General features: G+C 59.4%; 6 protein-coding genes. 5 read left to right on the plus strand and 1 reads right to left on the minus strand.

Features of this window, described 5'->3' with window-relative positions:
• Positions 1–36 precede the first annotated feature (36 nt).
• From ACOYW0_RS16710 to ACOYW0_RS16730, 5 genes are all read left to right on the plus strand, one after another.
• Entirely contained in the window at positions 37–1,809 is a 1,773-nt protein-coding gene (locus ACOYW0_RS16710; protein ID WP_482414962.1) for a diguanylate cyclase, read from the plus strand.
• The gene (gene cbiR / locus ACOYW0_RS16715) at positions 1,809–2,582 is read left to right on the plus strand and encodes a cobamide remodeling phosphodiesterase CbiR (RefSeq protein WP_482414963.1); all 774 of its coding nucleotides are present in this window, start codon (positions 1,809–1,811) and stop codon (positions 2,580–2,582) included. The genes ACOYW0_RS16710 and cbiR overlap by 1 nt, the downstream gene beginning before the upstream one ends.
• 513 nt (positions 2,583–3,095) lie before the next feature.
• The gene (clpB, locus tag ACOYW0_RS16720) at positions 3,096–5,693 is read left to right on the plus strand and encodes an ATP-dependent chaperone ClpB (protein ID WP_482418841.1); all 2,598 of its coding nucleotides are present in this window, start codon (positions 3,096–3,098) and stop codon (positions 5,691–5,693) included.
• Positions 5,694–6,167: 474 nt separating this feature from the next.
• A complete protein-coding gene (gene nifJ / locus ACOYW0_RS16725) occupies positions 6,168–9,671 on the plus strand; it encodes a pyruvate:ferredoxin (flavodoxin) oxidoreductase (RefSeq protein WP_482414964.1) in 3,504 nt (1,167 codons plus the stop codon).
• Between the two features lie 340 nt (positions 9,672–10,011).
• The gene (locus ACOYW0_RS16730; RefSeq protein ID WP_482414965.1) at positions 10,012–10,713 is read left to right on the plus strand and encodes a YkgJ family cysteine cluster protein; all 702 of its coding nucleotides are present in this window, start codon (positions 10,012–10,014) and stop codon (positions 10,711–10,713) included.
• A 126-nt stretch (positions 10,714–10,839) separates the two neighbouring features.
• On the opposite strand, the gene ACOYW0_RS16735 is transcribed toward ACOYW0_RS16730, so the two are convergent.
• A complete protein-coding gene (locus tag ACOYW0_RS16735; RefSeq protein WP_482414966.1) occupies positions 10,840–11,790 on the minus strand; it encodes a Tle-like phospholipase domain-containing protein in 951 nt (316 codons plus the stop codon).
• Between the last annotated feature and the right edge of the window lie 522 nt (positions 11,791–12,312).

A 12,312-nucleotide genomic window follows, 5' to 3' on the forward strand; every position in this document is an offset into this window, starting at 1 on the left:
CGCCGACCCATTTGCCTGACGAGGCAGGAGTGATCGATGGAAGAAAAAGAAGGAACGGGCCTGGGGCTGAGAGCCCGCATCACCATATGGATCTCTGGGGTCCTTGTGGTCATGGCCCTGTTCTTTTATGCCTTTGTGCATTATCAGACACGGTCCGTTTACACAGCAACCCTTGATGGGGCCCTGCTGGCCTGGGGAGAGGGTGTCTCTCCGTCGGGTACGGTGCGTGCCGACGGGGCCCTTTCCATGGGAGGGCTCGTCCAGGGGGAGGGAACCCCGGAGACGTGGGCGCGATTCGGAAATGCCACGGGTGTCCCTGTGGCCGAGCTGGCGGCCCATGCGGACCTGCTGGCGGAGGCAAGGCGACAAGGCCGGGCCGTTGGCCGGACTGCAGCGCTGCCCAGCGGTACCGTTCGCCTCATGGCCCTGCCTTCCAAGGAAGATGGCGGCAGGGGCCGGTTGGTGTTTACCCCGGTTTTTACCCGTCCCGGAGGCACCGAAGAGCTTGGGTCCCGGTTTGCCGTGGCTGCGGTGTGTCTTTTCGGGGTTGTCCTGGTGGGTGGCTCTCTGTTTTCCTGGTTTTTGATTCGCCCCATTGAGGAGCTGCGGGATGTCTCGGAGAAGATTGCCGAAGGAAACCTTGACGAAGGGGTGCGGTTTTCAGGAAGCTCCGAGTTTGTTTCCCTGTCCCGGAGCATCAACCGCATGCGACGGGCCATTGCAGAGATGCTCCATGACTCCGAGGGCCAGAACCGGGCCCTGGCCGATAAGGGAAAAGAGCTCGAATCCTCCAACAAGGCCCTGGAGCGGGCCATCTTCACAGCCAACCAGATGACGGCCGAGGCCGAGATCCGAAGCTATGAGCTGGAGCACGAAATCGTCCAGCGCCACCAGGCGGAAGAGGCCCTCAGGTCCAGTGAGGAGAAGTACCGGACCATCGTGGAGAACATGAAGGAGGGGTATTGTGAGGTGGACCGGGAGGGCTGTGTCACCTTTGTCAACACCGCCATGTGTGAGATCTGCGGGTACGAAGCAGACGAGATCCTGGGGATGCACAGGGGCCGGTTCATCGCCGAGGAGAGCCGGGACGAGGTACTGACCCGGTTTGCAAGGATCCTCAAAGGCGATGAAGAGATGGCCGAGTTCGATTACCCCATCATCCGAAAGGGTGGGGACCGGCGCCATATCGGCGTGTCGGTCTCCGTCATCCGGGACAGCACCGGGGAGCGCACCGGGTACCGCACCATTGTGCGGGACGTGGAGGCACGGAAACGCTACGAGCAGGAACTGATCTACATGGCCTACCACGATCCCCTCACCGGCCTGAAAAACCGGAAGGGCTTCTACGAACGCCTGGAGACGGATATCCTGAGGGCCAAGCGCTACGGAGGGCAGGTGGCCCTGCTCTACATCGACATCGATCGGTTCAAAGAGGTCAACGACACCCTGGGGCACGAGGCCGGAGACGAGGTGCTCCGGGAGATCACCCGGCGCCTGGTGGACAATCTTCGCCAGTGCGACTGCGTGGCACGGGTGGGGGGCGATGAGTTTGCCGTGGTCCTGGACAACGCCGACGGCTGCGATGTGGAGGTGGTGGTGCGCAAAGTGGCCGTGATTCTGGCCCAGCCATACAGCGCCGGAGGGAGGGACGTGGCCTATGTCTCTGGCAGCGTGGGGGTGGCCGTCTTCCCCGACGACGCGGTGACGGCCAGTGACCTGATCCGGTATGCGGACAGCGCCATGTACGAGGTGAAACGAAGCCGCAAGATCTCACGGTGCCATGGCCGTATGAAAGGAGTGCATGCCTGATGGAATCCATACCGACAACCAGCTACAAAAACCGGTTTCCCTTTTCCCTTTCCGTGCCCTCCTGGCTTTACCCTGCGGGGTATGAGGAGAACGTGGCCCGCGTGGCCCCCTTTGTGGACGGGGTGGAGCTTCTCTTTTTCGAAGGCAGGCCCGATTGCCTGCCGGAGGCGAAAACCTTCCGGGCCCTTGCCTCCCTCCAGCAGGCCTACGGCCTCTCCTACAACATCCACATGCCCATCGACGAGAACCTGGCCTCGGTGGACCGTGCCGAAAAGATCCGGTCCCTGGACGCCCACAAGCGGGTTTTCGAGTTGACGGCACCCCTTGCTCCGGTGACCCATACCGTCCACCTGGAGCGCCCTTCCGGAACGGATCCCGAGGCGTGGTCGGAAGCCGCCCACAGGAGCCTTGAAGCCCTTGCAGGGGCCATGGACCCGGCCAGGGTCACCGTGGAGACCCTGGACTACGACCTGCTTCCCCTGGCCGACACCCTGGAGTCCATGGGCTACAGGATCTGCCTGGACCTGGGCCACCTGATTCACTTTGGCCTCCCCGTTGAAGAGACCATCCTCCGCCTTGGTCCCCTGTGCCGCATGGTTCACCTCCACGGCGTTGCCAACGGAAAAGACCACCGCGCCCTTCCCCTCATGGACCCTTCACTTTTTCACCGCCTCCTTCCCTTTATGTCCTCCTACACCCACACCCTCTCCATGGAGATCTTCAAAGCTGCCCCTTGCTTTGAATCCATCGATTTTCTCGCCACCCATTTCTGATACCGCCAGCCTTTTAGGGCTATGCCCTAAAATAATAATACATAACGATACCCCACCTTAAATTCGTTATGTGTCGAAGCAACGATCAAAAAATCATGCTGAGGACTTATGGGATGATCCCATCATGTGTAATTTATTCTTGGCATGGCCCTTATTTGTTTCCAGAAGAATGAAATGGGCCTCTCCTGCAAAAACGGTTGCCACATGTCATACCCCACGCGAATGCCCCGAAACCGTTTGCGGGATGTTTGCCTCCATGCATTCGCCAGAGGGTTTCCAGGTGCCCCCACCTGGCCGCCGGAGGCAGGCTTTTCCTGGCCCCTTTAACCATAGAAGGCATCTGAATGGTTTAATACGCTGGTCCTGGCCCCTGCTTGACACGTCCGGATGGGTGGTTAATTTTTCCGTTGAACGCATCGATAAGGACGCTAAAGCTTCTGCGATGGACAAAGCGAAACGCTGTGAAGGCCCGACCGTGGGGGAAGGGTCTTTCAGGACGAAAAGGAGTGGATGATGCGATTTGATCGATTGACGGTGAAGTCCCAGGAGATGATTCAGGAGGCCCATGAGATGGCCTCGCGCAAGGGCAACCCACAGATTGAACCCGAGCACATGCTGGCAGCCATGGTGGGGGACCGGGAGGGGATTGTCCTCTCGATTTTCCGAAAAATGGGGGTTCCTTTAGAAGGGCTCTCCGGTCAGCTGGCCGAGCTCATGGGGCGCCTGCCCCAGGTGAGCGGGGCCGCAGGGGACGCCGCTTTATCCCGGGAGTCCAGGCAGGTCTTAAGCCAGGCCTTTGACGAAGCCGAGACCATGAAAGATGAGTACGTCAGCGTGGAACACCTTCTCCTGGCCCTTGCCGGGTGCGGGAAAAAAGGGATGAAGGAGCTTTTTGCCCGGTTCGGCCTCACCCGGGAGTCCCTGCTTTCGGTGCTCATGGAGATCCGGGGCAGCCAGCGGGTCACCGACCCCAACCCGGAAGCGACCTACCAGGCCCTGGAGAAGTTTTCCCGGGATTTAACGGCGTTGGCCCGCGCCGGCAAGCTGGACCCGGTCATCGGTCGGGACGAAGAGATCCGTCGCGTGGTGCAGGTGCTCTCCAGGCGCCGGAAGAACAACCCGGTGCTTATCGGGGAACCCGGTGTGGGCAAGACCGCCATTGTGGAGGGGCTGGCCCGCCGCATCGTGGAAGGGGATGTGCCCGAGATCCTCAAGAACAGGCGCCTTGCGGCTCTGGACATGGGGGCTCTGGTGGCGGGCGCCAAGTTTCGGGGTGAGTTTGAAGAGCGGCTGAAGGCTGTCCTTAAAGAGGTGGAGGATGCCGACGGCGAGATCGTCCTGTTCATCGACGAACTCCACACCGTGGTGGGTGCCGGTGCGGCAGAAGGGTCCATGGACGCTTCCAACCTGTTGAAGCCTGCCCTGGCTCGCGGTGTGTTGCGCTGTGTGGGAGCCACCACCCTGGATGAGTATCGAAAATACATCGAAAAGGATGCGGCCCTGGAGCGGCGTTTCCAGCCGGTTTTTACCGCAGAGCCCAGTGTGGAGGACACCATCTCCATCCTGCGCGGGCTTAAAGAAAAGTACGAGGTTCACCACGGGGTGCGCATCAAGGATTCGGCCATTGTGGCGGCCGCCACCCTCTCCAACCGCTACATCGCCGATCGGTTCCTGCCGGACAAGGCCATCGACCTCATTGACGAGTGCGCCTCCCGGCTCCGCATTGAGATCGACAGCATGCCCGCCGAGATTGATGAGATGATGCGGCGCATCACCCAGCTGGAGGTGGAAAAGCAGGCCCTCACCAAGGAGAGCGACCGGGGTTCCAAGGACCGGCTGGAGGCCCTTGAAAAGGAGCTGGGACAGCTCCGGGAAGAGGCCAACAGCAAGAAGGCCCACTGGGCCAACGAAAAGGCGATAATCGATGGGATCCGGGGTCTCAAGGAAGAGCAGGAACAGCTGGGGATAGAAGAGGAACGGGCCGAGCGCGAAGGGGACCTGGCCAAAGTGGCCGAGCTCCGTTACGGGCGAAGCGATGAACTCAGGAAAGCCCTGGATGAAGCCAAGGAGACCCTTTCCGAGCTCCAGAAAGACCGGAAAATGCTCAAGGAGGAGGTGGACGACGAGGACGTGGCCGAGGTGATCTCCCGCTGGACCGGCATTCCGGTGGCCAAGATGCTGGAAGGGGAGATGGAGCGCCTTTTGGCCATGGAAGAGGGGTTGGGCAAGCGTGTGGTGGGTCAGAAACGGGCCATTTCGGCTGTTTCCGACGCGGTGCGCCGCGCCCGATCCGGGCTCCAGGACGCCAACCGGCCCGTGGGCTCCTTCATCTTCATGGGCCCCACCGGGGTGGGCAAGACCGAGCTGGCCAAGGCCCTTGCCGAGTTTCTCTTTGACGATGAGCGGGCCCTGGTGCGCATCGACATGAGTGAGTACATGGAGAAACACGCGGTGGCGCGGCTCATCGGGGCGCCTCCGGGGTATGTGGGCTACGACGAAGGCGGGTACCTCACCGAGGCCATCCGAAGGCGGCCCTATGCCGTGGTGCTTTTCGACGAGATCGAAAAGGCCCATCCGGACGTCTTCAACCTCCTGCTCCAGATTTTGGATGACGGGCGGATGACGGACAGCCAGGGACGCACCGTGGATTTCCGGAACACCCTCATCATGCTTACCTCCAACATCGGCAGCCACGTGATCCAGGAGTACGGCGGCAAGAACCGCCCGGAGATGGAGACCAAGGTGGAGTCCATGCTGCAGGCGTCGTTCCGCCCCGAGTTCCTCAACCGCATCGACGAGACCGTGATCTTCGACAGCCTGACCCGGGAAGACCTGTCCCGCATTGTGGAACTTCAGCTCAAGCGGGTGAGCGAGCGCCTCAAGGCTCGGGGCATCGGCTTTTCCGTGTCCGAGGCGGGGGTGGCCCACCTGGTGGACGCCGGGTACGACCCCGTGTTCGGAGCCCGGCCCCTGAAGCGCGCCATTCAGCGGGAGGTGGAGAACCCCCTGGCCGTGGAGATCCTCAAAGGGCGTTTTGGGGACGGCGACAGTGTGGCCGTGGATGTGGGGGGCGATGGCCTTGAGTTTCGCATGGGTGATGAGTCAAGATAGCAAATAGAAGTTTCCTTTTCGAGGAAGCTGGAAAACACTCAAAGGTCGGAACAGCAGAGTAATGGATGCTGTTTCGACCTTTTTTTATGTAATTTAGGCGGCGCTTCGGACGGTGCTCGGAAGTGAAATATTTGCGTAGGATGATTGGGTAAATGAGGATTATTCTGCTTTACTTTGATATGGGGATCATGTAATCATGCTTATTTACGACTCCCTCGTAAAGTGAGGAAATATCCGCCCCGTGGGGCGGTACGGTATAGTGAGACCCGCGTCCGCAGGGATGCTCGGAATATGGCCGACGCCATGCACCGACCTGCGGACCATCGCAGTTCCGGCCCGGATTTCGCCATCGCGCCACCGCAACGAAAAAAAGACCCACGCCGCAGGAATCGCCGATACATCGGCACTGGGGAACCCCTGCGGCCGGGATTGCGGGTGTGGCGAATCCTTCCTAACGATTTAAAGGAGTTAACTATGGGGAAAACAATGAAGACCATTGACGGCAACACCGCTGCCGTCCATGTCGCCTACGCCTTCAGTGACGTGGCGGCACTGTATCCGATTACGCCTTCAACGCCCATGGGCGAAACCGCCGACGCGTGGGCAGCCGCATCCCGGAAAAACATTTTTGACCAGGAAGTGATGGTTCGCCAGCTCCAGTCCGAGGCCGGTGCGGCCGGTGCGGTTCACGGGTCCCTGGCAGCCGGGGCGCTGACCACCACCTTCACCGCCTCCCAGGGCCTCCTGCTCATGATTCCCAACATGTACAAGATTGCAGGGGAGCTTCTGCCCTGCGTCTTCCATGTGTCGGCCCGTGCTGTTGCCGCCCATGCCCTGTCCATCTTCGGGGATCACCAGGACGTCATGGCCGTTCGGCAGACCGGTTTCGCCCAGCTCTGCTCCGGCAACGTCCAGGAAGTCCAGGACCTGGCCCTTGTGGCCCATCTGGCCACCATCGAGAGCCGGGTGCCCTTTGTCCACTTCTTTGACGGGTTCCGAACCTCCAGCGAGATCCAGAAGATCGAGATGATCGATTACGAGGATATGAAAGACCTCGTGAACATGGACGCCCTGGAAGAGTTCCGCGCCAACGCCATGAACCCTGAGCACCCCGAGATTCGTGGCACCGCCCAGAACCCGGATATCTACTTCCAGGGTCGTGAGGCCGCCAACCTCTATTATGAGGATGTGCCCAACATTGTGGCCGAGTACATGGAGAAGGTCACCAAGCTCACCGGCCGCCCCTACCGTCTCTTCGACTACGTGGGCCACCCCGAGGCCGAACGGGTTGTCATCGCCATGGGCTCCGGCTGCGAAGCCCTGGAAGAGGCTGTCTCCAAGCTGACCGCCATGGGTGAGAGGGTAGGCCTCGTCAAGGTTCGCCTCTATCGTCCCTTCAGCGCCGAGCACCTCCTGCAGGCCATTCCGGCCACGGCGTCCACCATCACCGTTCTGGACCGCACCAAGGAGTCCGGAAGCATGGGCGAGCCCCTCTACCTGGATGTTGCCGCCGCGTACATGGAGATGGGGGAGATGCCCCAGATCCTCACCGGTCGCTACGGCCTGGGCTCCAAGGAGTTCACTCCTGCCATGGCCAAGGCGGTCTTCGACAACATGAAGGTCACCGGGCCCAGGAACCACTTCACCGTCGGCATCAAGGACGACGTCTCCTACAGCTCCCTGGAAGTGGACGAGAGCTTCGATGCCGGCATCGAAGGCACCGTCAACTGCAAGTTCTGGGGCCTTGGCTCCGACGGAACCGTGGGTGCCAACAAGAGCGCCATCAAGATCATCGGCGACAACACCGACATGTACGCCCAGGGGTACTTTGCCTACGACTCCAAGAAGTCCGGCGGCATCACCGTGTCCCACCTGCGTTTCGGGGACGAGCCCATCAAGAGTACCTACCTTGTGGACAAGCCCGATTTCGTGGCCTGCCACAAGTCCAACTACGTCCACCTCTACGATGTGGTGGATGGGATCAAAGAGGGCGGCACCTTCCTTATCAACGCCCCCTGGACGGCCGAGGAAATGGAGGCCGAGCTTCCCGGTTCCCTCAAGAGTATCCTGGCCGCCAAGAAGATCCGTTTCTACGCCATCGACGCGGTGAAGGTCGCCGCCAACGTGGGCCTTGGCGGACGTATCAACATGATCATGCAGACCGCCTTCTTCAAGCTGGCCAATGTGATGCCCTTTGAGGAGGCCATTGCCCTCCTGAAAAAAGACATCAAGAAGACCTACATGAAGAAGGGCGATGCCATCGTGGACATGAACATCGCCGCTGTGGACCAGGCCCTGGAAGGTCTTGTGGAGATTCCCGTTCCCGAGGCGTGGGCCGAAGCCAAAGATGCCGCCTCCGAAGCCGAAGAGGCACCGGAGTTCATCACCGATGTGCTTCGACCCGTCAATGCCCAGAAGGGTGACTCCCTGCCCGTCTCCACCTTCCCCGCCGACGGTGTCTTCCCCGTGGGTACCTCGCGCTACGAGAAACGCGGCGTGGCCATCGAAGTGCCTGAGTGGATCGCTGAAAACTGTATCCAGTGTAACCAGTGCTCCTTTGTCTGCCCCCACGCGGCCATCGTTCCCATTGTGGTGAGCGATGCTGAGCTGGCCGATGCGCCGGAAAGCTTTGCCACACTGCCCGCCGCCGGCAAGGAGCTCAAGGAGTACAAGTTCCGCATCCAGGTCAACGCCATGGATTGTCTGGGCTGCGGCAACTGCGCCGACATCTGCCCGGCCAAGACCCCGGCCCTGGTGATGAAGCCCATCGCCTCCCAGGCCGAGGCCGAGGCGGACAACTTCGCCTTTTCCAAGACCGTGGAGTACAAGGAAGGCCTGCTCAAGCGCGAGTCCGTCAAGGGCAGCCAGCTCATGCAGCCCCTTCTGGAGTTCTCCGGTGCCTGTGCGGGCTGCGGGGAGACCCCCTATGTGAAGGTCCTCACCCAGCTCTTCGGCGAGCGCATGACCATCGCCAATGCCACTGGTTGTTCCTCTATCTGGGCGGGGTCCGCCCCCTCCTTCCCCTATTGCGCCAACAAAGACGGGTTCGGTCCCACCTGGGGCAACTCTCTCTTTGAAGACGCAGCCGAGTTTGGTTACGGCATGGCCCTGGCCACGAACCAGCGGCGCCAGAAGCTTGCCGACCTCATGGCCGAGGCCCAGGATTGCGAGATCTCCGACGAGATGAAGGCCGCCATGAAGAACTGGTCCGAGAACATGGGCGACGCCAAGCTCTCAAGGCAGTACGGGGACGAGATCAAGGCACGCCTTCTCACGGAGATGGGAGACCCCATCCTCGATGAAATCGATGCCATGAACGACCTGTTCACCAAGAAGTCCCACTGGATCTTTGGCGGGGACGGCTGGGCCTATGACATTGGTTTCGGCGGCCTGGACCACGTCATTGCCTCCGGGGAAGACGTGAACATCCTGGTCATGGATACCGAGGTCTACTCCAACACCGGCGGTCAGGCCTCCAAGGCGACCCCCACCGGTGCCGTGGCCAAGTTTGCCGCCTCCGGCAAGAAGATCGGCAAGAAGGACCTTGGCCTCATCGCCATGAGCTACGGCTATGTCTACGTGGCCTCCGTCTCCATGGGCGCCAACAAGCAGCAGCTCATGAAGGCCTTTATCGAGGCGGAGAACCATCCCGGACCTTCTGTGGTGATCTGCTACGCCCCGTGTATCAACCAGGGCATCAAAAAAGGCATGGGCAAGACCCAGGAAGAGATGAAGCTTGCGGTGGCCTCCGGGTACTGGCCCCTGTATCGCTACAACCCTGCCCTGGCCGAAGAGGGCAAGAACCCCTTCATCTTTGAATCCAAAGAGCCCGACGGCACCATTCAGGACTTCCTGGCCGGCGAGAACCGTTTTGCCAGCCTGGAGCAGATGTTTCCTGAAGAGTCCAAGAAGCTCCGCGGTCAGATCGAGATGGAGTTCGCCAAGCGCTACGAACACTACAAGCGCCTTGCCGAGTAACCCGCAGGGATTTGGGTCGCGGTAATACAGCGATCCTTCAGGGTGAAACACCTTGAAAACGTAAGGTAAACAAATCAGGCAGGGGTCTCTTGCGCGGTGCGCAGTTGGCCCTTGCCTTTTTTTCTGGTTTGATGTTTGATGACCTGCGGTATCGCACATGCTTTACGCTTCGTGCCCCAGGCTCATCACATGTGCTTACGGATTGCGCCGTGAACCCTGAAGGCAGGCTGGTGTCTGTGTGAAACCTGGTTGTTGAATTTTTTAAAAAAAAGTTGGTCCCGCCGGCAGGGCCGCCGGAGGCAATGGGGCTCAACATGATCTATATATAAGGAAGGGCTTTATGGAGTTTTTAACCGGCGGAAACGAAGGATGCAGCGGGTGCAGCGCTGCCCAGACATCATGCAACCACTGCGGCGCCTGCTGCACCGGGGGCGGCCCGGTGCTGCGGTCCCAGGATGAGCGGCTTATCAAGACAGGAAAACTCGACCTTTCCGTGCTGTACACCCTGAGGGCCGGAGAGCGCATGTTCAATAAAGAGTCCCTGAAGATGGAGCCCCTGGCCACGGATCAGATCAAGATCAAGGTGGACCCCGAGACTCTGCGCTGCCTGTTCCTGACCCCTGAGAACCGCTGCGACATCTACAGCCAGAGGCCTTTTGAGTGTCGCTCCTTCAAGTGCTGGGACGAGCGGGAGATCGTGGAGGTCTACGCCTCGGATACCCCCTTGTGCCGCGAAGACATCATCGGCGGGATCAAGGGGCTCTGGGATCTGGTGGCAGACCACCACGAGCGCTGCAGCTATGACCTGCTGGACGAGCTGATCCGGAAGGTGGACGACACCGGCGACCAGGAGGCCGCTGAAAAGGTTTGTGAGATGATCGCCTACGACCGGAGCCTCCGGGAGACCCTGGTGGAGAGCGGCAGGGTCAAGGCAGAGATCCTTGATTTTCTCTTTGGGCGGCCCTTGACCACCACCATTGTGATGTTCAACTACCGCATCGAGTCACAGGACGGCAAAGATGTCCTTGTGGCTGTCTCCTGAGGCAGAGCGCGTTCGTCGGCAGACTGCTATAGCACCAGTTAAAAAAAGCTCACCGGGAATTCCCGGTGAGCTTTTTTTATGGTGCGTGGTTCGTGTTGCCTTTATGCCGGGCGTTTTACGGGCTGCTTAGAGAAAATCTTTCTGGTACAGCTGGTAGACGTACGCATGGTACATGTGGTTGGCGATGCGCAGGGGCATGTTCCATGTGCCTCCGCAGAACATCAGGTGATCCAGCCAGTAGACCTTGTCGGCATTGCCGTAGCGGGGGCAGGTGGCGAAGGGGGAGCTGTCGTTCATCTGTCCGTCGGTGTCCACCAGGGGGCAGTTTTTGACATTGATGTGGGTGATGTTGGCCACCATCTCTTCGGTCACGGGCTGGCTTGCGCTGTCGATAATGCCCTGCTCAACCAGGGTGGCTGCGGTGAGGCCGGCTGCGTTGAAGCAGGTGGTCTTGACCCCGGTTTTCAGGCCGGTGATCTGCGCCAGGCCACCGCCCAGGCTGTGGCCGGCAATTTCCATGGTGTAGCTGTTGGCATCGGCAAAGGCCTTCAGTCCCACGGCAAGGTTTACAGCTTTTTCGTACTGCACCGAACCGATGGAGTTTACGAAAATATTGAGGGCCTGCCTGACGTCGGCAATCCAGTCGTTGACGTTGAGGGCTTCGGTGCCCCTGAAAACCAGAACAAGCTGCCCGGGGTTGTGGATGTTGATGTACACCTTTGCGTCCAGGCCGTCCCAGCCGCCCACATAGGTGTCCAGCAGGGTTGTCACTGCCGAACGCTGTGCTTCGGTCATGTAGTTCAGGACGTTTTCATCCCGTACAACATTGAGGTAGTTGGATGAATTGCCCACAAAGTCGAGTTTGTTCAGCAGGAAGGGCGCCAGTCTGTCCAGCATCCAGTCCCAGGCGTTGTCGTAGATCCGTGCCGTGAGGTTGGCCATGTCCAGGATGTATTCGTATTCAACCTGGGTCATCTGGGGTGGGAGGCCGGAGCCATCAACGTCCCTGCCATCGGCCGCAAGCGCGGACCCGGTTAACACAAAGAAAAAACCAATCATCATCACAAGTCGTCTCATTTCACCTAATCTCCTTTAGCAATGGTTAGAATTGATGCAGTGCTTACATTGTATGATCGGCGCACAGTATGCGCGGTGGTTATCATATGTGAGATGGCCCAGCCCGGCGGTGGGATGGCCGTTTGTCAACAATGGGTTAAGGGTGCATGTCGCGCCGCATGTGGCTTGCGTTTGCCACTGAATTTAGGCGAACGCAAGGGCCTGAAGGGAGCATCGGCGACCGATACCTAAGGGCAGGTGGAGGGTCGCGATGGTTTCAACGTATTCTTGCGGGTATTTACCCCTTGGCTCCGGTGCTGCTCGTGCAGCGATGCGTTTTCATGGTGTAGTGAAATGGATACTTGGTCTTTTTTATTGATAAATGCCATATTTCTAATAACATCGAATCATTAAATATTGATCATGGGATGTGCCAATGATTAAAGGGTGATGTCAGTCATATATATATCTACATTTTATGTGTCAATAATAATTTCTAAGGTGGTGCGGGTGTGAGTTAAGGGGAAGATGACTTAAGGCATG

The sequence above is a fragment of the Desulfoluna sp. HI9BLuna genome, assembly GCF_056829775.1.

What these genes read in the sequence shown, in the direction of transcription:
- ACOYW0_RS16710 (WP_482414962.1), top strand. Translation starts at nt 37, where the DNA reads ATGGAAGAAAAAGAAGGAACGGGCCTGGGGCTGAGAGCCCGCATCACC.
- cbiR (WP_482414963.1), top strand. Translation starts at nt 1,809, where the DNA reads ATGGAATCCATACCGACAACCAGCTACAAAAACCGGTTTCCCTTTTCC.
- clpB (WP_482418841.1), top strand. Translation starts at nt 3,096, where the DNA reads ATGCGATTTGATCGATTGACGGTGAAGTCCCAGGAGATGATTCAGGAG.
- nifJ (WP_482414964.1), top strand. Translation starts at nt 6,168, where the DNA reads ATGGGGAAAACAATGAAGACCATTGACGGCAACACCGCTGCCGTCCAT.
- ACOYW0_RS16730 (WP_482414965.1), top strand. Translation starts at nt 10,012, where the DNA reads ATGGAGTTTTTAACCGGCGGAAACGAAGGATGCAGCGGGTGCAGCGCT.
- ACOYW0_RS16735 (WP_482414966.1), bottom strand. Translation starts at nt 11,790, where the DNA reads ATGAGACGACTTGTGATGATGATTGGTTTTTTCTTTGTGTTAACCGGG.